Consider the following 25,697-nt stretch of genomic DNA (forward strand, 5'->3'; position numbering starts at 1 on the left):
ATGGCTCAAATGACAATGATCCAAGCAATTACAGATGCACTTCGTATCGAATTAAAAAATGATGAAAATGTGCTAGTTTTTGGTGAAGATGTAGGTCAAAACGGTGGAGTATTCCGTGCGACTGAAGGTTTACAAGCAGAGTTTGGTGAAAATAGAGTATTCGATACACCATTAGCAGAATCAGCGATTGGTGGTTTAGCAGTTGGTTTATCTACACAAGGTTACCGTCCAGTGCCAGAGATTCAATTCTTTGGATTTGTATATGAGGTAATGGATTCAATTAATGGACAATTAGCTCGTATGCGTTATCGTTCTGGAGGCACACATCATGCACCAGTAACTATTCGTTCGCCATTTGGTGGAGGAGTACAGACTCCTGAGTTACACGCAGATTCATTAGAAGGTTTAGTTGCACAGCAACCTGGATTAAAGGTAGTTATTCCTTCTACACCTTATGATGCAAAAGGTTTATTACTAGCATCTATTCGTGATAATGATCCAGTAATATATTTAGAGCATATGAAATTATATCGTTCATTCCGTCAAGAAGTACCTGAGGATGAATATACGATTGAGTTAGGAAAAGCAGATATTAAACGTGAAGGTAAAGATGTAACTTTAGTTGCTTATGGTGCAATGGTTCATACATGTTTAAAAGCTGCTGAAGAATTAGAAAAAGAAAATATTGATGTAGAAGTTATTGATTTAATGACTGTTTCTCCAATTGATGTTGAAACAATTGTTGAATCAGTGAAGAAAACAAACCGTGTTGTTGTAGTTCAAGAAGCACAGCGTCAAGCTGGTATTGCGGCAAATGTAGTTACAGAAATTCAAGAAAGAGCAATCTTACATTTAGAAGCACCAATCTTACGTGTAACAGCTCCAGATACAGTTTACCCATTTGCTGCAGCAGAAGATGTTTGGTTACCAAATCATACAGATGTAGTAGAAAAAGTTCATGCGGTTATGAATTATTAATATGGAAAGGAGGCAATAAATTATGGCATTTGAATTTAAATTACCAGATATTGGAGAAGGAATTCACGAAGGAGAAATCCTTAAATGGTTTGTAAAAGCAGGAGATGAAATCCAAGAGGATGATCCATTATGTGAAGTGCAGAATGATAAAGCAGTCGTTGAAATCCCATCCCCGGTTGACGGAACAATTAAAGAGATACATGTAGATGAAGGTACGGTTGCAGTAGTTGGCGATATTCTTGTAAGTATTGATGCTGAAGGATATGAGTCAGAAGAATCTGAGAGTGAGCCTGCAGCAGAAAAAGCTGAAGAGACAACAGAAACTAAAGAAGAAAATGTTGAAGAGGCAAAAGAAGAAAAAGCAGTACAAGAGGAGTCATCAACTGATAAGCAGTCTGATGATAAGAAAATTGTTATTGCAATGCCTTCTGTAAGAAAATATGCACGTGATAATGGAGTAACCATTCAAGAGGTTAATGGTTCTGGGAAGAATGGACGTATTCTAAAAGAGGATATCGACAAGTTCTTAAGTGGCGATCAAACTGTTGAAGCTTCTACGGAAGAGACAAAAGAAGAGGCAACTGCTACAGAAGAGAAAACAACAGAAAAAGCTAAACCTGCTACTCGCCGTGGTGAGTATGTAGAAACAAGAGAAGCTATGAGTCCAATTCGTCGTGCTATTGCTAAAGCAATGGTTAATTCGAAGACCAAAGCACCACATGTAACATTAATGGATGAAGTAGATGTTACAGAATTAGTTGCACATCGTAAGAAGTTTAAAGAAATCGCTCAAAAAGAGGATATCAAGTTAACTTACTTACCATATGTAGTAAAAGCGCTTGTTTCAGCATCTAAGAAATTCCCAATTCTGAATTCTATAGTTGATGACGAAACAAACGAAATTGTTGAGAAGCATTATTATAATATTGGTATTGCAGCAGACACAGAGAAAGGTTTGTTAGTACCAGTTGTAAAAGATGCAGATCGTAAATCTATCTTTGATATTTCTAAAGAAATTACAGAGTTGGCAGAAAAGGCTCGTAGTGGTAAACTATCTTCTGAAGAGATGCAAGGAGCTTCTAACACGATTACGAATATTGGTTCTGCAGGTGGACAATGGTTTACTCCAGTATTAAACTATCCTGAAGCAGTTATTTTAGGAATTGGACGCATTGCAGAGAAACCAGTTGTACGTGATGGAGAAATTGTTATTGCTCCAGTATTAGCTTTATCATTTAGCTTTGATCATCGTATCGTTGATGGTGCTACAGCTCAGCATGCTCTAAATCAAATAAAACGATTATTAAATGATCCACAATTAATCATGATGGAGGCGTAGTTCTATGGTAGTTGGAGATTTTCCTGTTGAAACAGATACTTTAGTAGTAGGTGCTGGTCCTGGTGGTTATGTAGCAGCAATTCGTGCAGCACAACTTGGACAAAAAGTTACCATTGTTGAAAAAGATAAATTAGGTGGAGTATGCCTGAATGTTGGTTGTATCCCATCTAAAGCGCTTATCCAAGCTGGACATTTAGCAAGTCATGCTAAAGGCAACGAAGCGATGGGTATTACAACTGAAAATGTATCAATTGACTTTGGTAAAGTACAAGAGTGGAAAGGTACTGTTGTTAATAAATTAACTTCAGGTGTTGAATCCCTTTTAAAAGGTAATAAAGTAGATATCGTAAATGGTGAAGTTTACTTTGTAGATAGTAATACAGTAAAAGTTATGGATGAAAATAATTCACAAACTTATAAATTCAAAGATTGTATTATTGCGACTGGTTCTACACCAATCGAAATTCCTAGTTTCCCGTTCTCTAAGCGTGTACTTGATTCTACGGGAGCACTTTACTTAGATGAAATCCCTGCTAAATTAGTAGTAATTGGTGGAGGATATATTGGTACTGAATTAGGTACTGCTTATGCTAACCTAGGTTCTGAAGTAACAATCGTTGAAGGTGCAAAAGACCTTTTAGGTGGAACATATGAGAAACAAATTACTCATTTTGTTAAAAAACGCTTAAAAGATAAAGGTGTTAAATTAGTAACAGATGCTATGGCTAAAGGTGTAGAAGAGACAGAAAATGGCGTAAAAGTAACTTATGAAGCTAAAGGTAAAGAAGAGGTTGTTGAAGCGGATTATGTATTAGTTACTGTCGGTCGTCGTCCTAATACAAGTGAACTTGGCCTTGAGCAAGTAGGTATTGAATTAGATGAGCGTGGTTTAGTGAAAATTGATAAACAATGCCGTACAAATGTGAGCAATATCTATGCAATTGGTGATATCGTTGCAGGTCAGCCATTAGCACATAAAGCATCTTATGAAGCCAAAGTTGCTGCAGAAGCTATTTCTGGCGAGAAATCTGAAATTGACTATATTGCAATGCCAGCAGTAGTATTCTCAGATCCTGAGATTGCAACAGTTGGTTATACAGAAGAAGCTGCTAAAGAAGAAGGAATTAATGCAAAATCAGCTAAATTCCCATTCGCAGCAAATGGTCGCGCATTATCATTAAATGATAGTGATGGTTTCTTAAAGCTAGTTACTAGAGAAGAAGATGGTTTAGTAATTGGTGCACAAATTGTTGGACCAAGTGCTAGTGATATGATCGCTGAAATTGGTCTTGCGATTGAAACAGGTGTAACTGCTGAGGATATTGCATTAACAGTTCATGCACATCCAAGCTTAGCTGAAATTACGATGGAAGCTGCTGAGGTTGCAATTGGCAAACCAGTTCATATGTTAAAATAAATTTAATCGAAAATCGAGCTTGCGTCATGCAGCTCGATTTTTTTTGAATGTTTCCTCTATCTGCTTAAACGAGGGCTATCGTATGACGAGAAGCATACATTTTGATACAATTATTGCATACGGGGTGGGGGAGGATGCGGATGGATAAAGAGAAACGCAAACAATTATTTCAACAAGCTAAGGCATGGGTCCTAGCTGCTGGGGAAATGATTCGCAAACAAATAAATGAACCACTTGAAATAAATATAAAGTCTAATCCAAATGATTTAGTAACATCAATGGATAAAGCGATAGAGAAATTTTTTGTGACGAATATTAAAGAATATTATCCCGATCATGCTATTTTAGGTGAAGAAGGATATGGTGATGAATTAACTTCACTATCTGGAACCGTTTGGATTATTGATCCTATTGATGGGACGACAAACTTTGTCCATCAAAAACGAAATTTTGCTATATCTATTGGAATTTATGAAGAGGGTATAGGAGAAATTGGGTTAATATATGATGTGATGAAGGATGATTTATATAGTGCCAAAAGTGGGGAAGGTGCATATAAAAATGAGCAGAGATTATCGCATCATCCTGTACATATAAAAGAAGCTATTCTAGGCTTAAATCATCATTGGTTATGTGAAAATAGGTTAGTAGATGAAAAAGTCATGCAGAAGTTAATTAAAACGATTCGTGGAGCTCGTTCATATGGTTCAGCTGCTTTAGAGCTTGCTTTTGTTGCTGAAGGAGTGACAGATGGCTATTTATCCATGCGACTTTCACCTTGGGATATTGCTGCAGGAATTATTTTAATCCAGGAGGTTGGTGGGATAATATCTAATTTAGAAGGTGAACCTTTGAATCTCTTGATAAAACAGCCTATCGTTGTTAGTAACTCACATATTTACCAAGATATAATGGAAGAATTTATAAAAAAAGGTAAAAAATAACGCATAAAGATAACTATCCCAAATAAATTAAAATCAATTTATTTGGGATATAATTCCTAATGGGCGCTATTTTTCCTTTTTAATGATATTCCATAGCTCATAATAACAAATCCTAAAACAGTAAATAGAGCGATAAACCAAATACTACGGAATGCGATGGCAACACCAACGCCTATAAACATAGAAATAACAAGCATTGCTAATAATAGCATCGAAATATTAATTTTTTTCAACAAAAGTCACCTCAATCATTTACATATATTAGTATATATGATTTAAATGAGATATCAAGCTATAGATAACTAGCATGTCTAGAAAAGATTTAGTATGATAGAGATAGATTTTATCTTTATTTAGCAAAGAACTTCTTGGAGGAGGTATCCTAGCTTATTGGACATCAAACTCTGGTTGAATAAAAAGTAAGGCGTAATTTTTATATTGTAAGAAGCTCGTTGATCTCGATTGGTGAAATCGTATAAAAAACTTAAAAAATTTAGAAGTAATTGCGTCGAAGTATAATTGATGTAAAAGTTGATGGGGGAGACAGATGGTAAAAAGTTTTATATTTGAATTTTTTATAGAGCAATTTGGGACAAATAATATTTTTTGGTATTTTTACATTGTTAATCTTATTTTATCTGTTATTGCATATAAACTAGGCTTCGCTAGAAAATTGCCATTAGGAAAGTCAATTATTGTTTATATATTATTAGCTATAGCTACATTTATATCAACAACTTTTAGTTTATTACAATTTCCAATTACAGAAAGCTTGATTATTGTTTCTATTATAATGGGAATTTATCGCTTGCGTTTGCATCGTGAACGATCAGCAAAAAATAATTAAACAACACAAAAATACACAAGTCAGTAATGGGTAATCACCATGTTGACTTGTGTATTTCTATTTAAGAAAATCATTTTCTTGTTTTTTCTCTTCATAGAAGCGAAATTTACCTGTCGAATGCCGTGCAATTGTTTTCTCACTAATACGTTCATAACAAACACTACATAAATATAAATTGGCACGACGATTTTTTAATCTTTTCGCTTGTAAGGAATCATCGCTAATTTCTTCTATAAGATCACATAATGTGCATTTAACCTGCATTCTTCTCACCTCGACTACCAATAAACTATATCATAATATAGCCAGAAATGTATATATTTTATGTTTAAACAAATAATAAATGGGGAAGAAAATAACCATACAGCAAAAAATAGTTATTAAAGGTAGATTTTATTATCAGAATTATCTTTAATACTAAAAGGAGAGGCGAAAACAAATGAAAAAAAGTATAATTGCATTTGGAGCTGGAACTGCTGGGTTAGTTGGCTTATTATTAACTAAACAAGAAAATCGTAAAAAAGTAAGAAAGACATATCATATGATTGTAAATAAAATAAGAGGTATTCAGGAATACCCTACAGTCGTACAAGCGGGAATCCCAGATCAGGTAGATCGTGAAGATATCGCTCAGTTAGAAAACGCGAAAATGGTTTCTGAGGGTTCACAATATGGGGTAAACTACTATAACAGGCAGGTTCAAGAAGAAAAAGCAGAAAAAATGCAAACACAATAATAATGAGTAAGCAGTACTTCCTAATTAATTAGGAAGTACTGCTTTTTTAAAGAAATTATTCTTGGATCTGTTCATTACGAATTTGATTTAACTTTTCTTGATCATCATTTGGAATATCTTCAGGCATATCTCGATCCTCTGGTGGTGGAGCTTCTTTAATTGGATAGTCTGGCATGTATCTACCAATAATTGCTGCTAATTCATCCATGATTCCTCTGATAGGATAGCCTTCATCTATCTTTTGTTTCATTGCTTTGAATCGGTCAGGTAAATCTGCATCAGCAATAATAATTGCTTCTTTACCATTTGGATCATGTTGAAGTGCTTCAGAGACAGAGTACTTAATTGTACCAACACGTCCTCTATCTAAATCACCATCCACGTCAATAGCAACAACTGCATATGGACCAATAACAATGGAATTTGCCCGATTAACATTAGGAACATCACTAGCAATTTTTGATAAATGATTTGCTACTTCATTATTAACGCCCGTATCTGTAGTACGTTCTGTATTATTTCTAACTTGTTGTTGATTTATTTCATTTGCCGAGTTCTGTTGTTCATTATCTGCACGACAGCCAGTAAATAGAGTAATTATTAATATGCAGAAGATGATATATTTAAGTTTCAACAGCCATTCCTCCTTTAAAATAACTATCTTTATTTTGGATGAATGTTGTTAAAAATATGCATAATAAAAGTCGAACCAAACTAGATTCGACTTTTAAAGGACTGCTTATTGGATAATAATTTTTTTAATGCTAGTAAATGGTTCATCTTGATTAGAGCCGTCTTTTAAATAAACATGAACAGGACCATTTTCCTTAATAGGTTTTCCATCAATAGAGAATAATAAATAACAATTCTTTAGCTGTTCTAAAGAAATCATATATTCTGCATCCTCAGAAATTAAGATCGCTTTTTCTGCATCTTCCTTGACTTCAGCATGTTCAATAAATTCTTTAATTGGCATGACATAGGAAGTAGATAAAAGCTCTTCTCGATCATATTTTTTTACAGTGTTATTTACAGGTGGCTTCACATTTTGTTCGTAAATAGCTGCATTTAACTGATCAGCTGTACGTAACTTTTCTTCGACCTCTTCCTGTACTGCATCTGGATTAAATGCATCTGCTAGTTTAATTTTTCGATCGTCAAATATCCATACAGATGGATCAAGTGTTATGGAATAATTTATATTTCCTGTTAATTGTACAATCATGTTAAAACTCCCCTCATGAAATTCCTCTAATAAGAATAACAGAGTTTTTGTTTTTTATCATGAAATTAAGAAATATATTTTTAATAAGCTAAATTAAGCAAGATTTATAACTTCTCAAAACTTATTTTCCATATTCTAACTGGTTGTGTATCATTCTCAAAGTACATTTCTACAATATGTTTCTGTGAATATGTTATTCTATGGGGAGGAGGGATTGGAATGATATATATAGGTGTAACAGGTTGGGGAGACCATCATTCACTATATCCACCTCATATAAAGCCAAAGGATAAACTAGCAGAATATAGCAGCCATTTTCTCACAGTGGAAGTAGATGCATCATTTTATGCCGTACAGCCAATCAAAAATGCTTTAAAGTGGGTAAATGAAACACCAGATCAATTTCGTTTTGTTGTAAAGGCATATCAAGGGATGACTGGGCATCAAAGAACAGATATCCCATTTGAAACGAAGGCCGAGATGTTTCAAGCCTTCAAGGAATCGTTAGAGCCTTATCAACAAGCGAATAAACTAGCAATGGTTTTATTTCAGTTTCCACCTTGGTTTGATTGTAAGAAGGAAAACGTGAACTATTTAAGATACTGTAAGAAAATGATGGGCGATATTCCAATTGCATTAGAGTTTCGTAATCAATCGTGGTTTAGTGAGAAATACCGTTCGAGTACTATTCATTTTATGAAAGAACAGGGATGGATTCATACGGTAGTGGATGAGCCTCAGGCAGGAGATGGATCAGCTCCAACTGTGCCAGTAGCTACAGATTCAAATATGACATTGATTCGTATGCACGGTCGAAATGTTCATGGTTGGACAAGACCGAAAAATGCAGAAACAAATTGGCGCGAGGTGCGCTACTTATATAAATATAACGAAAAAGAGCTTTTAGAATGGAAGGAACATGTATTAACTCTGGCAAAAAGCTCAAAAGATATCATTATTTTATTTAACAATAATTCTGGTGGCGATGCAGCAGGCAACGCAAAGGACTTTCAAAAAATGCTTGGAATTGAATATGAAGGATTATCGCCTAAACAGCTTGATCTATTTTAAAGTAGGCTGAGTATGTGATTTCGCAGTGAACCATAAGGGAGAGGGTGTATATGGAAAAAGCAATATATATTATTCGACATTGCGAAGCCATAGGGCAGGGTAGAGAAGCATCATTAACAGAGAATGGTTTTCGACAAGCGAAGATACTTTCAGAATGGTTAGTAAACAAACGAATTAGTCGAATTATTTCTAGCCCTTATTTACGTGCGGTACAAACAATAGCTCCTTTCTCTGAGAATAATAATATAGAAATAGAAACAGATAATAGACTAATAGAACGCATATTAAGCACTCAAGATTTTCCGGACTGGTTAGAAAAGCTAGAAACTACTTTTTCTGATTTTAGTTTAACTTATGAAGGCGGAGAATCAAGTGAAGAGGCTACAGCACGAATTGTTGAACTTATTAATGAAATTAGTACAAGTGACCATGAAAGTATAGCAGTTGTTGCACATGGTGGAATTATTGCTCTATTGCTTCATTACTACGATAAGAATTTTGGGTTTGAACAATGGAAGAATATGTGTAATCCAGATGTATTTTTATTACGTTTGTCAGAAAATATTCCGAGCTGTGAACGGATTTGGGAAGAATAGGAAAATCCCTAGATATACATTAAATGTGTCGAAAAATGTACCTAAATGAAGTTTCGATTTATTATAAGAAAAAAGATATGACTGTCAGAAAGAAACAATAGCAAATATAGTTGCATTTTTCGTTTTCTAGCGATAATATTAAAAGAGAAGGAACCTTTATGAGAGCAGACATAAAGTAGGCTGCATGAACATATTGTGTTTTAAAGCAAAAGTTTTCAAGTAGAAGGAAAACTTTTACCACTATTAAGTTTTCTATTGGAGAGGATATGTCCGATGCAAGATATTACTATTGATCATCGTGAAAAAGCTTATGCTCTATTAAAAGAGGACGCAGATAAAATTCTACGTTTAATAGAGGTTCAGATAGAGAATTTAACGATGCCTCAATGTCCTTTATATGAAGAAGTACTAGATACACAAATGTTTGGGTTTTCAAGAGAAATAGATTTTGCAATTCGCTTGAATTTAATTAGCGAAACAGCAGGAAAAGAACTTATTGGAAACCTAGAAAAACAGCTCAATAGATTACATGAAGCTGCACAGAAGTAGGATCAATTTAGTCTATTGTTAAAAACTTTGCCTTCATAATTGAATCGGCAAAGTTTTTTTATCTTAATGATAAGGTTTATGGTAGAGGTGGAGTAAATGGTTAGGAAATTGAAAAATTACGATTATATATTATTGATTACTCCAGTTTTCCTAGCCGCATTTGGAGTAATAATGGTATATAGTGCCAGTATGGTAAGTGCAGTTGTTGAAGGTCTTGAAAGTACTTTTTATTTAAAGAAGCAAATTCAGTGGTTTGTAATTGCAATGGGTGCTTATATTTTCTTTTTAGCATTTCCATATCAGTATTTTAAACGTTTAATGAAGATTATTATTCTTGGTTGTATTATTTTATTGTTGATGGTTTTGTTTTTTGGAGAAACAGTACATAATGCAACAAGAGCTGTAAAAATTGCTGGATATTCTTTACAACCAGCAGAGTTTGTTAAATTAGGGTTGATTATTTACTTAGCTGCAATCTATTCAAAAAAACAAGCTTATATACAAGATTTTGCTAAAGGTGTTTTGCCACCATTAATGATAACTGCTGTAATTATTAGTTTAATTATTATGCAGCCAGATTTAGGTACTTCAGCTATTGTATTTGTAATAGCTTGTTCTATTATATTTAGTTCAGGTGTACGTTTTAAACATCTAGCAGGCTTATTTGTAGTATGTCTTGGATTTATTGCTGTATTAATTCCAAGAATGATTACAGGCGAACGTATTTCACGTTTTGTTGGTGCATATCAGCCATTTACACATCCTGATTCTACTGGGTATCACCTTATTCAATCTTATGTAGCGATTGGAAATGGCGGATTAGGTGGTGAAGGATTAGGACAAAGTGTACAAAAACTGGGATACCTATGGGGAGCTCATACAGACTTTATTATGGCAATTGTGGCAGAAGAGTTAGGTGTGTTTGGAGTTGTTTTAGTACTTGGCATGTTATTACTTATTATATTACGAGGTATCTTTATTGGTAGAAAGTGTAAAGATAGCTTCGGCTCATTCATGGCAATCGGAATTTCTACAATGGTAGCCATTCAAGCATTTGTTAATTTAGGTGCAATTAGTGGAGTTTTACCAATTACCGGGGTTCCTTTACCATTCTTAAGCTATGGTGGATCTTCCTTGCTAGCATTAATGATTGCTATGGGTATATTAAATAACATTGCGAAATCAGTCAAGAAAGAGGAAGCTGTCCAAACAGTAGCAACACCTCCAACAGGTAATAGTTATAATAGAACTACAGCACCATCTGCGCCTACACAATCTTATGTAAGGAAAAATCGATGGCAAAGATAACCATAGATAAATAAAAATGCACTTCCAAATTTTGGGAGTGCATTTTTCTGTGAGGATATAAAAAAGTCGGGAGTATATCTCCCGACTTAAAAGCTTACTTATTTTTTTCTAATAATGCGCTTCTTGTAGATAAAAGGATAAAATAGCTCAACATTCCAAAGAAGCATGTGATGACTAAAGCATGTAGTAAAGCAATACCTAAATTCAATACAGTAAAGATAATCATTGCACCAAAGAATACTTGAAGAACAATTAAGCTAGTTGTGATTGTCCATCCCCAAAACATAATTCCATTACGCGGATAATTACGTACTACTTTTATAAAGAATAGGATTGTCCAAATAAATAAAATAGCGGCTGCTAATCGATGGCCCATCTGTACCCATTGCTCAAAGCTATAATCAGCAAATGCTAAGGGCTGATTATTCTTACAAAAAGGCCAATCGCCACAAACAAGGTCAGCTTGAACATGACGTACAAGTGCACCAGTGTATACAACAAAGCCTGTATATGCTGTTAGTAAATAGATTTCAATTCTATGTTTCTTTTGAATAAATAATGATTTTGTATCAAATTTCTTATCAATTTCAAAAACAAGTAAAGATAGTAAGAAGACAGCTGCAAATGAAATAAGTGAAATACCAAAATGTGCTGCTAAAACAAATTTAGATTGCCCCCACATTACTGCAGCAGCACCGATTAATCCTTGTAAAATTAAAAAGAAAATAGAAAGAAAAGACAGGAATTTAACTTCCCTGATATGTCCAAGATATTTCCAAGCAAGAATACCTAAAGCTAGAATAGTAATTCCCATTACTGATGAGACGAGACGGTGGCTTAGTTCAATAATTAATTCAGGTGTAATATTTTCTGGAATTAATTGTCCATGACATAAAGGCCAACTAGCTCCACAACCGTCACCTGAACCTGTTTTTGTAACGAGTGCACCGCCGATGAGTATAAAAATCATACCTATCGTACTCACAATAGATAGAGATTTTAAAGTTTTGATCATTTTCGTTCCTCACTTTATGCGATTTTGAATATACAAGTTGCTATAGAGTTCATTTCTGAAGGTTAAATATAACTACAGAAAATCTCTTGTGATCTAGTAAATAAAGTATATCTGAATAATAACACAAAAAAATAATACTATTTGGGGATAGTAGTTGCTAAACATTCTGCTTAATCTGTAGATGAAATTAATTTTGTAAGAAAAAATTTAGCTAAATATCACTATACCTTATAGTAATATTATTTATGAAGAGTTTGCAATGTATTATCATTATAAAATAGCAAATGACACAAAATTGTTATACTCTTATACATTTTTATTCGACAGAAATTGAAAAAAGGAAAATCCCTTGCATTGTTCGGTTTTATTTGCTAAAAATAGTGTAGGGGAGTTCTGCTAAAGATCGTAAATATCATAATTGTTTTTTAATAAATGAAGTATAAAACAATATGGTTTATTTATGATATTAGTTGTTATTTAATAAGTAAAAAAAACAGTTTGAAATGAAACATTTTATCCGGAAATTTTGATTTATCACTCGATAAATCAAAATTTTTGTGGAAAAACGAAAGGGGGGAATGTGATTGAACAAAATTGAGCCAGCTAGTCCTAATGTTGTAGGAGAAGGATCTGTTCCTAAAAAAAGAACTACAAATTTGTTAGCTGACTTTAAAGCGTTGATAAAAATAGGCATAGTTAATTCAAATTTAATTACCGTATTTACTGGTTTCTGGTTAGCGCTTTATTTTACAAATAATTCATTTTTAGCAAATCTTGATGTGTTCTTGTTTACGATGATCGGAAGTACTTTTGTTCTAATAGGTGCAAGCGTACTTAATAATTGGTATGATGTTGATATCGATCCAATCATGAAACGAACAAAATCTCGACCAACTGTAACAGGAGCTATATCATTAAATACAACATTATTTATTGGTATTGGATCAACATTATTAGGTCTTATTCTATTATTGAATACAACCGTAGCAGCAACAGTTATTGCGTTTATTGGATGGTTTACATATGTAATTTTATATACGGTATGGTCAAAACGTAAATACACGTTAAACACGGAGATTGGTTGTATCTCAGGAGCTGTACCACCATTAATTGGCTGGGCTGCAATTAGTCCAGAGTTACATATTGTTCCCATTATTTTATTTTTGATTATGTTCATATGGCAAACGCCGCATTTCCTTGCATTAGCAATGAAAAACCATGATCAATATAAAGCTGCTGGAATACCAATGTTGCCAGTTGTATATGGTTTTGAATTTACGAAGCGCCAAATCATTGTTTATATTGCATGTTTAGTCCCATTGCCATTCTTTTTGAGTGCACTTGGCACAACATTTCTTGTGATAGCCACAACTCTTAATATTGGATGGTTAGTAATTGGCTTAGCTGGTTTATTTATTAAAAACGATTTGAAGTGGGCAAATGTAGTTTTCTTTTATTCACTAAACTATCTCCTAATTCTTTTTGGGTTAATGGTGTTAGTGACAATTTTGAATCCCCTTTAGTTCAAAACTTATCCTTACAATATCCAAAAAATATATAAGGAAGAGACAAATAGAAAGAGAGGTATGCATACATGAAAACTTGGTTAGGAAAATCTAGAGCTTTGTTTTTATTAGGCTCATTAGCACTGTTACTTGCCGGATGTGGTAGAGAAAACTTAACTGCTCTTGTACCAAAAGGTTACGGTGCTCAATCATCTATGAATTTAATAATCTTAACTATTGTCATTATGACATTTGTTTTCTTAGCAGTAATGATTGCTTATGTAGTCATTATTCTCCGTTTTCGTAAGAAGAAGGGGAGAGAAGATTTTATACCAAAACAAGTAGAAGGTAGTCACACACTTGAAACGATTTGGACTGCTATACCGATTATTTTAGTATTAATTATGGCTGTACCAACAGTTATTGCTACATTTGATTTGGCAGATACATCAGATCAAGATGAGCATATTAATATTGACGTAACAGGAAAACAATACTGGTGGCATTTTGATTATCCAGGAGAAGAGTTTCAAACAAGTCAGGAATTATATATTCCAGTAAACACAAAAGTATATGTGAATTTAAAAACTGATGATGTTCTTCACTCTTTCTGGGTACCTAGTATTTCAGGAAAATTGGATGCTAACCCAGAGAACTTAAACACATTGTTTATTGAAGCATACGAAGAAGGGGTTTACTTTGGTAAGTGTGCAGAGCTTTGCGGTCCTTCTCACTCTTTAATGGACTTTAAAGTTGTCGTAGTAAGTGAAGAAGATTATGAAACTTGGGTACAGGATATGAAAGACTTTGATCCAGAACAGCTAGAATTAGATGCTGTAGCTCAAGAAGGTAAAGAATTATTTGAAGGAAATAGCTGTCTAAACTGTCACGCGATTGGTTCTCAAAGTGGATATATTGAAAATTCAGTTCCAGTTGGTCCAGACTTAACTGCTTTCGGTACAAGATCTAGACTTGCAGGAATTAAACCATTTACGAAAGAGAATATCGTTGACTGGTTAGTTGATCCTGAAGCGATTAAACCTGATAATAAAATGACAGGCGCTTATCCTGAATTAAGTAATGAGGAAGCTGAGAAGATTGCTGAATATTTATTGCAATTAAATCCTTCTGAAGTGGGCCCTGATACAGTTGGTGCTCAATAACATCATATTAATTTAGATTACTAAAGGAGGTAAATTTCGTGAGTGTAGCAACTGCTGGAAAACAAAAATCCGTTTTATGGGATTGGTTAACAACAGTAGACCATAAGAAAATTGGGATATTGTATTTGGCTGGCGGAGGTTTCTTTTTCTTACTTGCAGGATTAGAAGCACTTATTGTCCGTATTCAATTGATTAAGCCAGAAAATGATTTTATTAGTGCGGGACTATTTAATGAAATGATTACAATGCATGGAACAACAATGCTATTTTTAGCGGCAATGCCGATATTGTTTGGTTTCATGAACTATGTTATGCCACTACAAATTGGTGCACGTGATGTATCGTTTCCATTCCTAAATACATTAGGTTTTTGGTTATTTTTATTTGGTGGTATTTTACTTAATTGTAGTTGGTTTTTAGGTGGAGCTCCAGATGCTGGATGGACTTCTTATGCATCTCTAGCTATGTATTCACCTGGACATGGTGTAGATTTCTATATACTTGGGTTACAGATTTCAGGTGCAGGTACGTTAATGGGTGGTATTAACTTGATTGCCACAATCGTTACGATGCGTGGACCTGGTATGACTTACATGAGAATGCCATTATTTACATGGGCTACGCTGATTACAAGCATTTTAGTTCTATTTGCTTTCCCAGCGCTTACAATTAACTTATTCTTATTAATGTTTGACCGTATGTTCGGAAGTGCATTCTTTGATGTTGCTTTAGGCGGTAACACCGTTATTTATCAGCATTTATTCTGGATTTTTGGTCACCCTGAGGTTTATATTTTAATCTTACCTCTATTCGGTGTATTTAGTGATGTATTCTCTACATTCTCTAAGAAGAGATTATTTGGATATACTGCAATGGTATTTGCAACTATGTTAATTGCCTTTTTAGGATTCATGGTTTGGGCTCACCACATGTTTACAGTTGGTTTAGGTCCAGTCGCAAACTCTATCTTTGCTGTAGGTACAATGGCAATTGCAGTACCAACAGGTATTAAAATATTTAACTGGCTAGCAACAATGTGGGGCGGTAATATTACGATTAACTCTGCAATGTTGTGGGCATTAGGATTTATCCCTTCATTCACAATTGGTGGTATGACTGGTGTAATGTTAGGTTCTAACGTTGCCGATTATCAGTACCATGATACGTATTTCGTAGTAGCTCACTTCCACTACGTAATTGTTGGGGGATCCGTTTTCGGTATCTTTAGTGCACTGCATTACTGGTGGCCGAAGATGTTTGGACGTATTTTAAATGAAACATTAGGTAAAATTACATTCTGGATATTCTTTATTGGATTCCATTTAACATTCTTTATTCAACATTTCTTAGGTTTAATGGGAATGCCTCGTCGTTATTGGGTTTTCTTAGAAGACCAGGGATTAGATTTAGGGAATATGATTAGTTCGATTGGTGCTTTACTCATGGGAGTTGGGGCAATTATCTTCCTAATAAACGTATTTGTTACTATTAAGAGCGAAAAAGTTGGTGCAGATCCATGGGATGGTAGATCACTTGAGTGGGCTGTATCATCACCACCACCATACTATAACTTTGAACAGCTTCCTTTAACTCGTGGATTAGATCCATTATGGATTGAGAAAACAGAAGGAAACGGAAAAATGTTACCTGCTGAGCCTTTAGGTGATGTTCATATGCCAAACGGTTCTATCTTACCATTCTTAATGTCAATTGGTTTCTTTGTTGCAGGTCTTGGATTTATTTTCCAAGTAGATAATGCACTTTGGACTATTGCATTAACTGGTGGTATGGCGTTCTCTATTGGGTGTATGCTTATCCGTTCATTAAAAGACGACCATGGATACTATATCCCTAAAGAGGAATTAGAAAAAGAACTTGAAAGGAAGGCTGATTAATTATGGCAGATTTAAAACCTAAAGTGATGCCGAGTAATCCACATACAGCCACCCTTGAAGGTCGTAACAAGCTCAACGGATTTTGGTTCTTCCTTGGTGGAGAGACAGTACTATTTGCATGTTTATTCGGTGTATATTTAGCACTTAGAAATTCTACTGCTGGTGGGCCTACATCAGAAGATTTATTCGGTCTTGAGTTAGTATTCTTAATGACTTTATTGTTATTAACAAGTTCATTGACAAGTGTATATGCTATATACCATATGAAAAATAATGACTTTAAGAAAATGCAACTTTGGATGGGAATAACTGCTTTACTAGGTATTGGATTCTTAATTGGAGAAGTTTATGAGTTTGCTCATTATATTTCTGATTATGGATTTACTTTCCGTTCATCTGCATTTGGATCTGCTTTCTATGCGTTAGTAGGATTCCACGGTGGACACGTAACATTTGGTATTTGTTGGATAATTACATTAATGATCCGTAATGCGAAAAGAGGTCTTGATCTTTACACAGCACCTAAATTTAATACATTTGCTTTATATTGGCATTTTATTGATGTAATTTGGGTTTTCGTATTTACAGTAGTATACCTAATGGGGAAGGTGGGTTAACTTATGACAAATCAAACTGATTCCTTTAAGAAGCAACAAAATAAGGAAGAAATGAAGCGAATGGTAATTTCCTTTGCTTTAATGATTCTCCTTACAGTAATAGCATTTGCTGTTGTAGCTGCTGGCGGAATTCCATCTATGTTTATTGTCCCAGTCCTACTCATTATGGCAGCTATTCAAGTAGCTTTCCAATTATACTATTTCATGCATATGAAGGATAAAGGGCATGGCATGCCAGCAACTTTAATGTATGGTGGAATTTGGGCAGCATTACTAACTCTTGGTGGATTATTAATCATTAGTTGGTGGTAATTATTTCTAAAAAGATCGGGAAAATACTCCCGGTCTTTTTTTGTATTTAGAATGATTGATTATTTAAATGTTTGAAAGTGAACTCAAGCAAGAAATAGGGATAATCACTTTCATTTGAAAATTTACTAGGATTGTCACATAAAATGATAGCCGCTTGGCAATTTTGCGGTATAATTATAACTATCTAGATGTTTAAAGATTAATTTTGTATGTTTTTTTGTAGCTATGGAACTCTAAGTACTATTTCTATAGAAGACTTTCAAGTGGAGTGATTTACATGACGTGGCTAGAGACGATGTCGTTAGATTTACAAATATTTGGCTTCCGTGCTTTATGGAGTCCATATTATTTCTTATTTTTATTAGCTATAGCAATCGCATATTATTTGATTACAGGTCCGATGCGTGAAAAATTTGGTGCAGAAGATCAGCCAACTGTTCGACAACAAATTGGCTTTTATATTGGATTAATATTACTTTATATTGTAAAAGGATCTCCAATTGACTTACTATCACATATTATGTTGACTGCTCATATGACACAAATGGCAATCTATTTATTAGTCGTTCCTATTTTAATTATAAAGGGAATACCTGTATGGATTTGGAAAAAAGTAGTATATGCTCCAATAATCCGGCCGATTTTTAAATTATTAACACAGCCAATTGTAATTGTATTAGTATTTAATTTGGCATTTTCTATTTATCATATGCCAGCAGTTTTTGATTTTACAAAGTCATCACCAATCGCACATTCTTCTATAGCGATTGCCTTATTTATTTTAGCAATTTGTATGTGGTGGGTAATCTATTGTCCGATTAAAGAATTAGATCGTCTAAATCCATTACTTAAAATTGTTTATATGGTTGCACATGGAGCGTTAATTACACCTGCTTGTGCGTTGCTTATTTTTACAGGAACTCCTCAATTTGCGGCGTATACTTCAGAAGGTGCTTGGATACAGGCAATGGCTTTATGTGTACCGGCAGATGTTTTAAATGGGATTTCTGGAGATTTATCAGGACCTGAGATGTTTTCTCCTTTGAGCACGATGGATGATCAGCAGCTTGGTGCAATTATTATGCAAACAGTAATTCAATTCGTATATGCATATGTAATTGGTAAAGTATTCTTTGCTTGGTTTAAAAAAGGATCCGGAAAAATAGATCCAATACCAACTTCACATATATCAAGTTAATAGGATTAAACGAAGGAAAGGAAATAATATACGATGCCAATTTTACCTACAATTAGTACATTATTTATTTTTATAAGCGCAGTTTTAGTTGTTATTGGTTGGATACTTGTTTCAAAGAAGAAATATCATGCACATAAACGTACAATGATTGCAGCAGCAATTAGTGCATTGCTCTTTTTCATCATTTATATTTCTAGAACGATTTTTGTTGGAAACACAAGCTTTGGTGGTCCAGATGATCTTAAAATTTATTATACGACTTTCTTACTTTTCCATATTACACTTGCCACTATAAGTGCTTTTTTTGGAATAATTACCTTAAGGCTAGCTTTAAAGCGTAACATTACGAAGCATAGAAAGCTTGGACCAATTACAAGTGTGATATGGTTAATTGCATGTATTACTGGAATTATGGTTTATTTTCTTTTATACATCTTTTTTGATGGTGGAGAAACAACTAGTATGATTCGAGCAATTCTTGGATACTAATATGAATATTTTAACGATAGAGAAGGCTGTTATCATTGATAGCCTTCTTTTTTATGACAATTTAAAAACCCAACTACTTAAAAATAAAAGTAGTTGGGCTCCTTTGAATTAAATTATTGTTTTTTAACTTTTTCTACTTCTTTGGCTACATTTACAACTAATTTATGAGCGCGTTCCACAAGACTTTCAGAGAAATTTTCTTCTTTTCCATATTCAATACCATGTGGATAATAATGTTTCCCTAGTAATGGAGTTAAGACTTTAACAACTGCATTACCTAAATCAATATCTCCCTCCACAGCATATGCTTGGATACGTACATAATAAGTAACATTTTTCTCTTGGGAATCAATTCTATAATCATATGTAACTCTTTCATAATCCCAGTGATCACCTTTAATAAAAGCATGCAATCCCATTAAATGGTTTAGTTGTTTTATATCGACTAATGCACCTTCGATACCTGTGTTTTCTAATTTCACTTTTTTCACCTCACGTTTTTACTCACTACAGATATCATAATATGAAATAGCCTAACTTGCAACGGAAAAGCGAAAAGGAAGCAGAGGATTTTAGTGATTAAAACTCGATAATAGAAATAATTTTGACACAACTTCATAAGAATGCTTTATAACCATATTGGAGGAAGGATTTTTCCATTTACTTTAAAACACGATTTAAAAACTTTCGCATAATATAAAAAAGAAAATGTGTGGAGTGATGAGATTGACTAATTCGTTACATCCATCTGTGGAGCAGTTCAAAGTATTTATTAATCAATATCCTCCGTTAATTAAAGAAATAAGAAGAGAGGGGAGGTCATGGCAAGAGATTTATGAAAAATGGGCACTCTTGGGTGAAGAGGATGCCTATTGGGAGAAATACAAGGAGCAACAAACAGAAAAAGAAGGAGCCTTACTGTCACAGATTACTAATTTTTTTAGTGACTTGGATGTAGAAAAGGTTCAAAAATATATTGTTCAGCTACAACAGATGCTTCAATTGTTTCAAGGAGTGCTTATAGATCAAGAACAGGAACAAAAACAGAATCCCGAAGTGAGACAAAGGCAAAATGCTTTTCCATTTTATCGTGATTAAGGAGTAAAAGTATGGATAGAGATAGTTATATTTATTTGCAAAACCATCCTGATTTATTGCAGTATATTCGTCTTCATCCAATATGGTATCGTTATTTGTCCCGTGATCCTCAGTCAATAACTCAATTAGAAAAAGATGCAAAGGAATTTTATGGAAAAACCTTTCCGCAAAGGGTAAAAAAAATCGAAGAGCAAATTCAATTAGCACATCTTTTTTGGGAATTAATTAGCACAAAAGAAGAAAAAGAAAAGGAAGAAGAGAAGGAAGAGAAAGTATAGATTGGAATCACAATATTTTCTTTGTCACTGAGAGGTAAAAGCTTTACTAGGATAATAGAAAAAGAAAAATACTTAAATATATGTACTGCTTAAGACTATTATATTTCCAGATGCCATGAAAAATGATAAACTGTAGATGGAGGTGGAGCAAATATGATAGGTACATTGGAATATGTTGATGTACTTGATCGTGCAGAATTGTTAGGTAAGATGATTCTTGATTCAGACATAATGAAAGCATATTATCAAGCAAAGCACGAGCTAGAAAATGATCCGGAAGCCCAACAGCTAATTAAAGCGTTTAATGATATAAAATTACATTATGAGGATGTGCAACGATTTGGAAGATATCATCCTGATTATAATGAAATCATGAAGGAAGTCCGTGCAAGTAAAAGAAATATGGACTTAAATGGAAAGGTGTCAGCCTTTAAGGTTGCAGAACGTAATTTACAACGTCTCCTAGATGAAATAAGTGAAACATTGGCATTCAGTGTTAGTACACAAATTATGGTGCCAAAAGAAGGAGCTTTATTTGCTGAAGGTGGCTGTGCAAGTGGAAGCTGCGGCACAGGTGGCGGTTGTAGCTGTAAAGCATCGTAAATAGATGGGGAATAATAATGAGTAAGCGAGGATTATAAAGCATGAGAATAAATCGCCAAGGTATAGTAATATGGTATCAGCATCGTAAAAACATAAAGAAAATTAAACGGCATGGTAATTTAATTTACGCATCTAAACGAATGAAATATGCGATCTTATATGTTGAACAAGAGGCAATTGAAGATATTTCTCAAAAGCTCTTAAGTTATCCATTTATTTCAAAAGTTGAGCTTTCACAAAGGCCGTTTATTGAGACAAATTATGACACAACAAAATCAGAATATGATATAGAGGTATAATGATTTAGAAAAAGAAAACCTGCAGAATATGTGAAATCTGCAGGTCCTTTTTGTCCTTATTTCTAAACAAAAAGGTAAAGGGAGAGGAGAAATTCTGAAGAAGCCTGGGAAGAAGCGACTTCTTCAGTTGAAACAAACTTTATAAAAGCTGCTTCTCTACTATTATGTACGATAAATAAACCTCTATTCATTTTATTGTAGAGTTCTATGTCGAAGTTTACATAAATATTTCATTTATGGTAGGATATTAACGAACAGAAAGAGGTGAATTCATGCGAGTTATTGCTGGAGAGTTTAAGGGACGAGCATTGAAAGCTGTTCCAGGTAATTTTACAAGACCAACAGCTGATAAAGTAAAAGAATCTTTATTTCAAATAATCGGTCCATTTTTTAATGGGGGAAAAGCTTTAGATTTATTTGCTGGCAGTGGTAATCTAGGAATCGAGGCACTTAGCCGTGGAGTAGATCATGTGACATTTGTTGATAAGCATCCCAAAGCAATACGAACGATTTATGAAAACATTAAATTAGTAAAAGCAGAAGATCAATCAGCAGTTTTTCGCATGGATGCATTACGTGCATTACATATTTTTGCAGAAAAGCAATCGCAATTTGATATGATTTTTCTTGATCCACCTTATGCAAAAATAGATTATCAAAAAGTGATTGAAAACATATTAGATAAAGATTTATTAGCTGAAAATGGAATAATTATTTGTGAGCATGATCCAAAAAATGAGATAGCTCATGAGAAATTACATAAAATAAAGCAAGTAAAGTATAGTGGAACAATTGCAGTTACCCTTTTAGAGGATGTTCAAAAAGTCCACAAAAAATGAGACTACAATATAGATAGGAGTTTGGTCTAGTTGGCGAAAATAGCAATTTGCCCAGGAAGCTTTGACCCGCTTACAAATGGTCATATGGATATTATCCAGCGAGGTTCGAAAATATTTGATGAAATTATCGTTGCTGTTTTTATTAATTCATCTAAGAAAACATTATTTTCAGTAGAAGAGAGAATTCATCTCATTAAAGAAGCAACGAAGCATCTACCAAATGTGAAAGTAGATGCAAGTGAAGGGTTATTAATTGATTATGCTCGAAAAAAAAATGTACAAGTCATTTTAAGAGGACTACGCGCAGTAAGTGATTTTGAATATGAGATGCAAATTACCTCCATGAACCGCAAGCTAGAAGAAAAAATTGAAACCTTTTTCATGATGACCAATAATCAATACTCCTTTTTAAGTTCTAGTATTGTCAAGGAAGTAGCAACATATCATGCGGATGTAAGTGATTTAGTTCCACCTGTTGTTGCAGAAGCATTAAAACAAAAATTTAATAATTAGAGCTTTAAATAGAAGAAAATCGTATTCCTATTTTGCTTAGGAATACGATTTTCTTCTATTTATAAGTTCGTTGGATATATAAGATGCTTGCTATTCCAATAGCTGTTATGGTGATAAATGTACCATAAATCATCATTTTTTCTAAAGTAAAAGCGAAAAAGGAAAAAACAGGTTCTTGGGAAACAGGCATCGTTTCAAGTTTAGCACCTTGCTTACTTAGATACATTGGCGAAAATAGAAAAATGGTTAGTATACTAGCGATAATACCGTGCATAATTCTTGCAAAAAAGTAAGGAGCGAAACTTATATCTGTCTTGGCTAAGATGGAAGCAACCTGTGCATGTACAGAAAAGCCATTAAAACCAAGTAAGAAACTGACAAGTATTAGTTTTTGGAGCAAACTACCAGCATCCTCATTTGCGATTAAGTAGGACCCTAAAGATAATTCAAATAAACCAGTGAAAATAGAAAAACTAAATTCCGTGGATATGGATAGAGCAGACAGGATGCCTGCGATGGTCCAAACAATAATTTGTGTACTCTCAATGACGATGAGAAGATTGGATAGAACAGAAAATAAGATGATAAATCCTCCAATTAATAATAAGGTTTGAATGGATTGAATGACGGCATCGCTTAATACTGTACCAAATGGTCTTGTATCACGTATCCGAGTAAGGTGCATTTGATTAAAAGCTTGTTTGAGGGAAAAATTTTTTTCGGTAATTTTTTTAGGACTTTCTGATTTAGTCCCATAAAAACGCATACAAAAGCCAATAATCATATTTCCCATATAATGACAAACAGCAATCAATAATCCTAATTGAGCATCATGGAACATTCCAACTGCTACAGCTCCAAAAATAAATAAAGGACTAGCGTTGTTAGAATAAGCAATAATCCGTTCTGCTTCTATTTTACTTAGTTGTTCTTCTTCCCTTAATTTTGCTGTGATTTTTGCACCTGAAGGATAACCACTTGCCATTCCAATAATCCAGGCAAAGCTACCTGCTCCTGGAATATTAAAGATAGGTCGCATAATTGGTTCAAATAATACTCCAATAAAACGAACTACACCAAAGCTGATTAATAGTTCAGATAAAATAAAGAAAGGGAGTAGGGAAGGAAAAATTATTTTCCCCCAGACATTTAAACCATTGAGGCTTGCTTCAAGTGTTTCTTGTGGATAAATAATAAATAAGATAAAGACACTTATTGTACAAAATGCGATCATTAATGTTAAGAACCAATGTTTCAATATTACTCCCCCTATATGGATTAACAAATTCTGTACTTCTATTGTTAGGAATAGTAAAATAACAATAGAATATATTGTAGTTAAGTAAAGGCTTCAAGCAAGTGGATTTCTCCACGAAAGAATAGTTAAATGGATAATTGATTCATGGGTATAGTTGATCTAGAAAAAGCTTTGTAATAGATGTATACGCATAAAGGACAATCATTTATTCCATACACATTTGTAATATTGAGAAAGGAACAATCATGAAAAATACAATAAGACGTTTACTGCTTTTTGGAACGATAACAGTTATTTTAGCTTTCCTTTTGTCGACTTATAAATTACCTTATTATGTTTATCAGCCAGGTAGCGCAGATCCATTAACAGGTGTTGTGGAAGTAGAAGGAGCTACAGCAAGTGAGGGACAAATGCATTTAGTGACTGTAAGTGGTGGGCAGGCAACTCCAATACGATTATTAGCGGCAAAGCTTCTCCCTCATCATGAGATTCGTCGTTTAGAAGATGTACGACCAGAAGGATGGACAGACGAACAGTATTGGCATGCTCAGCTACAAATGATGGATAGTGCACAAAAATCAGCTACAGTAGTTGCTTACGAGGCCGCTGGTAAGGATATTACGATTGAATATGATGGTGTTTATGTAGTGTCTGTAGTTGAGAATATGCCTGCAGATGGTAAGCTGATGATGGGTGATCGAATTGTTAGTGTTGATGGACGTGAAGTAAAAGAAACAAGTGATTTAGTCGATTATGTAACAGCAAAATCAGCGGGAGACACAGTGGAAGTGGAATTTATTAGAGATGAAGAACCCGGTAGTGAAACACTTACACTCGCTCAATTTGAAGATGAAGATAAAGTTGGTGTAGGAATCCAGCTTGTTGCTGATCGTCAGGTAAAGGTCCAACCAGAGGTGACTTTCTCTAGTGGAAATATTGGTGGGCCAAGTGCAGGTTTGATTTTTGCCTTAGAGATTTATGATCAATTAATAGAAGAGGATTTAACAAAAGGGTACCAAATTGTTGCAACTGGTGAATTAGATTTTGAAGGAAATGTCATTCGTATCGGTGGCATAGATAAAAAAGTAGTTGCAGCTGATCGCCAAGGATGTGATATTTTCTTCGTTCCTAATGAAAATGGGGCTAAAGGCTCCAATTATGAAGTTGCCCAACAAACTGCTGAAGAAATTAAAACAGATATGGAAATTGTACCTGTAGATACCTTTCAAGATGCAGTTGATTATATGAATCAGTTAGATCCAAAATAATATAGGAAACACAGAAGAGGTATGGGCATGAATTCCCATACCTCTTCTATGTGGTGAGATAAGCAAGAATAAATTTGCGTAAATTAATGCTTATTCAGAGATAGCGCTGTCTGGCTCCGAGCGCCAAAAACTAAGAGCTAACGCGAGCCACCCTACAATGAAGAAGACTTACTGATTGGCAAGCCGGCAGGCGCAGACAGAAGTAAAGTCGCACTTTCATCGACTAAGTTCGGTCACGTCACGAACACCAACATCGATACTAGCTCGTCGTGTTCGTCGTGTCCCGCCGGTATAAGTCAACATCGGTTTTGTTATATAAGGAAGCCCGACTAAAATC

Annotated in this window: 31 protein-coding genes; 24 read left to right on the top strand and 7 right to left on the bottom strand. The window is 34.2% G+C overall.

What is annotated here, in order from left to right; genetic code table 11:
* The 4 genes from AB4Y30_RS06560 (at position 1) to AB4Y30_RS06575 (ending at position 4,678) form a co-directional block, all read left to right on the top strand.
* A complete protein-coding gene (locus AB4Y30_RS06560) occupies positions 1-978 on the top strand; it encodes an alpha-ketoacid dehydrogenase subunit beta (RefSeq protein WP_368654686.1) in 978 nt (325 codons plus the stop codon).
* Between the two features lie 22 nt (positions 979-1,000).
* Positions 1,001-2,317 (top strand): dihydrolipoamide acetyltransferase family protein, encoded by a 1,317-nt coding sequence (locus AB4Y30_RS06565; RefSeq protein WP_368654687.1) that lies wholly within the window; start codon positions 1,001-1,003, stop codon positions 2,315-2,317.
* 4 nt (positions 2,318-2,321) lie between these two features.
* Positions 2,322-3,734: a dihydrolipoyl dehydrogenase gene (gene lpdA / locus AB4Y30_RS06570; RefSeq protein ID WP_368654688.1), complete on the top strand. Its 1,413-nt coding sequence runs from the start codon at positions 2,322-2,324 to the stop codon at positions 3,732-3,734.
* A gap of 140 nt (positions 3,735-3,874) precedes the next feature.
* Positions 3,875-4,678: an inositol monophosphatase family protein gene (locus AB4Y30_RS06575; protein ID WP_368654689.1), complete on the top strand. Its 804-nt coding sequence runs from the start codon at positions 3,875-3,877 to the stop codon at positions 4,676-4,678.
* Between the two features lie 56 nt (positions 4,679-4,734).
* Here AB4Y30_RS06575 and AB4Y30_RS06580 read toward each other — a convergent pair whose 3' ends face one another.
* Positions 4,735-4,911: a DUF5325 family protein gene (locus AB4Y30_RS06580; protein WP_368654690.1), complete on the bottom strand. Its 177-nt coding sequence runs from the start codon at positions 4,909-4,911 to the stop codon at positions 4,735-4,737.
* Positions 4,912-5,225: 314 nt separating this feature from the next.
* Between AB4Y30_RS06580 and AB4Y30_RS06585 the strand changes: the two genes are divergently transcribed.
* Entirely contained in the window at positions 5,226-5,525 is a 300-nt protein-coding gene (locus AB4Y30_RS06585) for a YlaH-like family protein (protein WP_368654691.1), read from the top strand.
* Between the two features lie 57 nt (positions 5,526-5,582).
* Here AB4Y30_RS06585 and AB4Y30_RS06590 read toward each other — a convergent pair whose 3' ends face one another.
* Positions 5,583-5,789, bottom strand: coding sequence for a YlaI family protein (locus AB4Y30_RS06590; protein ID WP_368654692.1), 207 nt, complete (start codon positions 5,787-5,789; stop codon positions 5,583-5,585).
* Positions 5,790-5,964: 175 nt separating this feature from the next.
* On the opposite strand from AB4Y30_RS06590, the gene AB4Y30_RS06595 reads away from it, so the two are divergent.
* On the top strand, positions 5,965-6,261 hold the full coding sequence (locus AB4Y30_RS06595) for a hypothetical protein (RefSeq protein WP_368654693.1): 297 nt from the start codon (positions 5,965-5,967) through the stop codon (positions 6,259-6,261).
* 55 nt (positions 6,262-6,316) lie between these two features.
* Here the strand turns inward: AB4Y30_RS06595 and AB4Y30_RS06600 are convergent, their stop codons facing one another.
* Both AB4Y30_RS06600 and AB4Y30_RS06605 read right to left on the bottom strand, forming a co-directional pair.
* On the bottom strand, positions 6,317-6,895 hold the full coding sequence (locus AB4Y30_RS06600) for a YhcN/YlaJ family sporulation lipoprotein (RefSeq protein ID WP_368654694.1): 579 nt from the start codon (positions 6,893-6,895) through the stop codon (positions 6,317-6,319).
* Between the two features lie 105 nt (positions 6,896-7,000).
* Positions 7,001-7,486, bottom strand: coding sequence for a hypothetical protein (locus AB4Y30_RS06605; protein ID WP_368654695.1), 486 nt, complete (start codon positions 7,484-7,486; stop codon positions 7,001-7,003).
* A 219-nt stretch (positions 7,487-7,705) separates the two neighbouring features.
* Between AB4Y30_RS06605 and AB4Y30_RS06610 the strand changes: the two genes are divergently transcribed.
* From AB4Y30_RS06610 to AB4Y30_RS06625, 4 genes are all read left to right on the top strand, one after another.
* Positions 7,706-8,557: a DUF72 domain-containing protein gene (locus AB4Y30_RS06610; protein WP_368654696.1), complete on the top strand. Its 852-nt coding sequence runs from the start codon at positions 7,706-7,708 to the stop codon at positions 8,555-8,557.
* A 50-nt stretch (positions 8,558-8,607) separates the two neighbouring features.
* The gene (locus AB4Y30_RS06615; protein WP_368654697.1) at positions 8,608-9,153 is read left to right on the top strand and encodes a histidine phosphatase family protein; all 546 of its coding nucleotides are present in this window, start codon (positions 8,608-8,610) and stop codon (positions 9,151-9,153) included.
* Positions 9,154-9,426: 273 nt separating this feature from the next.
* A complete protein-coding gene (locus AB4Y30_RS06620) occupies positions 9,427-9,702 on the top strand; it encodes a YlaN family protein (protein ID WP_368654698.1) in 276 nt (91 codons plus the stop codon).
* 96 nt (positions 9,703-9,798) lie between these two features.
* On the top strand, positions 9,799-11,010 hold the full coding sequence (locus AB4Y30_RS06625) for an FtsW/RodA/SpoVE family cell cycle protein (RefSeq protein ID WP_368654699.1): 1,212 nt from the start codon (positions 9,799-9,801) through the stop codon (positions 11,008-11,010).
* A 94-nt stretch (positions 11,011-11,104) separates the two neighbouring features.
* Here AB4Y30_RS06625 and AB4Y30_RS06630 read toward each other — a convergent pair whose 3' ends face one another.
* The gene (locus AB4Y30_RS06630) at positions 11,105-12,025 is read right to left on the bottom strand and encodes a heme A synthase (protein ID WP_368654700.1); all 921 of its coding nucleotides are present in this window, start codon (positions 12,023-12,025) and stop codon (positions 11,105-11,107) included.
* Positions 12,026-12,609: 584 nt separating this feature from the next.
* Here AB4Y30_RS06630 and cyoE point away from each other — a divergent pair.
* The 7 genes from cyoE to AB4Y30_RS06665 all read left to right on the top strand — a co-directional run bounded on the left by cyoE (position 12,610) and on the right by AB4Y30_RS06665 (position 19,204).
* The gene (gene cyoE / locus AB4Y30_RS06635; RefSeq protein ID WP_368654701.1) at positions 12,610-13,548 is read left to right on the top strand and encodes a heme o synthase; all 939 of its coding nucleotides are present in this window, start codon (positions 12,610-12,612) and stop codon (positions 13,546-13,548) included.
* A 71-nt stretch (positions 13,549-13,619) separates the two neighbouring features.
* Positions 13,620-14,693 (top strand): cytochrome c oxidase subunit II, encoded by a 1,074-nt coding sequence (coxB, locus tag AB4Y30_RS06640; protein ID WP_368654702.1) that lies wholly within the window; start codon positions 13,620-13,622, stop codon positions 14,691-14,693.
* A gap of 38 nt (positions 14,694-14,731) precedes the next feature.
* A complete protein-coding gene (gene ctaD, locus AB4Y30_RS06645) occupies positions 14,732-16,588 on the top strand; it encodes a cytochrome c oxidase subunit I (RefSeq protein WP_368654703.1) in 1,857 nt (618 codons plus the stop codon).
* A 2-nt stretch (positions 16,589-16,590) separates the two neighbouring features.
* Entirely contained in the window at positions 16,591-17,205 is a 615-nt protein-coding gene (locus AB4Y30_RS06650; protein WP_368654704.1) for a cytochrome c oxidase subunit 3, read from the top strand.
* Between the two features lie 3 nt (positions 17,206-17,208).
* Positions 17,209-17,517: a cytochrome c oxidase subunit IVB gene (ctaF, locus tag AB4Y30_RS06655; protein ID WP_368654705.1), complete on the top strand. Its 309-nt coding sequence runs from the start codon at positions 17,209-17,211 to the stop codon at positions 17,515-17,517.
* 277 nt (positions 17,518-17,794) lie between these two features.
* The gene (gene ctaG / locus AB4Y30_RS06660) at positions 17,795-18,715 is read left to right on the top strand and encodes a cytochrome c oxidase assembly factor CtaG (protein ID WP_368654706.1); all 921 of its coding nucleotides are present in this window, start codon (positions 17,795-17,797) and stop codon (positions 18,713-18,715) included.
* Positions 18,716-18,748: 33 nt separating this feature from the next.
* Complete coding sequence (locus tag AB4Y30_RS06665) at positions 18,749-19,204, top strand: DUF420 domain-containing protein (protein WP_368654707.1); 456 nt, start codon at positions 18,749-18,751, stop codon at positions 19,202-19,204.
* A 113-nt stretch (positions 19,205-19,317) separates the two neighbouring features.
* On the opposite strand, the gene AB4Y30_RS06670 is transcribed toward AB4Y30_RS06665, so the two are convergent.
* Positions 19,318-19,686 (bottom strand): YugN family protein, encoded by a 369-nt coding sequence (locus AB4Y30_RS06670; RefSeq protein ID WP_368654708.1) that lies wholly within the window; start codon positions 19,684-19,686, stop codon positions 19,318-19,320.
* A 244-nt stretch (positions 19,687-19,930) separates the two neighbouring features.
* On the opposite strand from AB4Y30_RS06670, the gene ylbD reads away from it, so the two are divergent.
* The 6 genes from ylbD (at position 19,931) to coaD (ending at position 22,834) form a co-directional block, all read left to right on the top strand.
* The gene (gene ylbD / locus AB4Y30_RS06675) at positions 19,931-20,302 is read left to right on the top strand and encodes a spore coat protein YlbD (protein WP_368654709.1); all 372 of its coding nucleotides are present in this window, start codon (positions 19,931-19,933) and stop codon (positions 20,300-20,302) included.
* 11 nt (positions 20,303-20,313) lie between these two features.
* Positions 20,314-20,580 carry a YlbE-like family protein gene (locus AB4Y30_RS06680; RefSeq protein ID WP_368654710.1) on the top strand — a complete coding sequence of 89 codons (267 nt, stop codon included), beginning with the start codon at positions 20,314-20,316 and terminating at the stop codon, positions 20,578-20,580.
* Positions 20,581-20,733: 153 nt separating this feature from the next.
* Positions 20,734-21,183 carry a YlbF family regulator gene (locus AB4Y30_RS06685; RefSeq protein WP_368654711.1) on the top strand — a complete coding sequence of 150 codons (450 nt, stop codon included), beginning with the start codon at positions 20,734-20,736 and terminating at the stop codon, positions 21,181-21,183.
* Between the two features lie 41 nt (positions 21,184-21,224).
* Entirely contained in the window at positions 21,225-21,482 is a 258-nt protein-coding gene (locus AB4Y30_RS06690; protein WP_368654712.1) for a YlbG family protein, read from the top strand.
* Positions 21,483-21,754: 272 nt separating this feature from the next.
* Positions 21,755-22,321: a 16S rRNA (guanine(966)-N(2))-methyltransferase RsmD gene (rsmD, locus tag AB4Y30_RS06695; protein ID WP_368654713.1), complete on the top strand. Its 567-nt coding sequence runs from the start codon at positions 21,755-21,757 to the stop codon at positions 22,319-22,321.
* A gap of 30 nt (positions 22,322-22,351) precedes the next feature.
* Positions 22,352-22,834 (top strand): pantetheine-phosphate adenylyltransferase, encoded by a 483-nt coding sequence (gene coaD, locus AB4Y30_RS06700; protein WP_368654714.1) that lies wholly within the window; start codon positions 22,352-22,354, stop codon positions 22,832-22,834.
* Between the two features lie 55 nt (positions 22,835-22,889).
* On the opposite strand, the gene ylbJ is transcribed toward coaD, so the two are convergent.
* Complete coding sequence (gene ylbJ / locus AB4Y30_RS06705; protein ID WP_368654715.1) at positions 22,890-24,092, bottom strand: sporulation integral membrane protein YlbJ; 1,203 nt, start codon at positions 24,090-24,092, stop codon at positions 22,890-22,892.
* Between the two features lie 245 nt (positions 24,093-24,337).
* Here ylbJ and AB4Y30_RS06710 point away from each other — a divergent pair, with 245 nt between their 5' ends.
* A complete protein-coding gene (locus AB4Y30_RS06710) occupies positions 24,338-25,360 on the top strand; it encodes a SepM family pheromone-processing serine protease (RefSeq protein WP_368654716.1) in 1,023 nt (340 codons plus the stop codon).
* The last annotated feature ends 337 nt before the right edge of the window (positions 25,361-25,697 follow it).

This window comes from Ornithinibacillus sp. 4-3, from assembly GCF_040958695.1.
Taxonomy (GTDB): domain Bacteria; phylum Bacillota; class Bacilli; order Bacillales; family Amphibacillaceae; genus CALAMD01.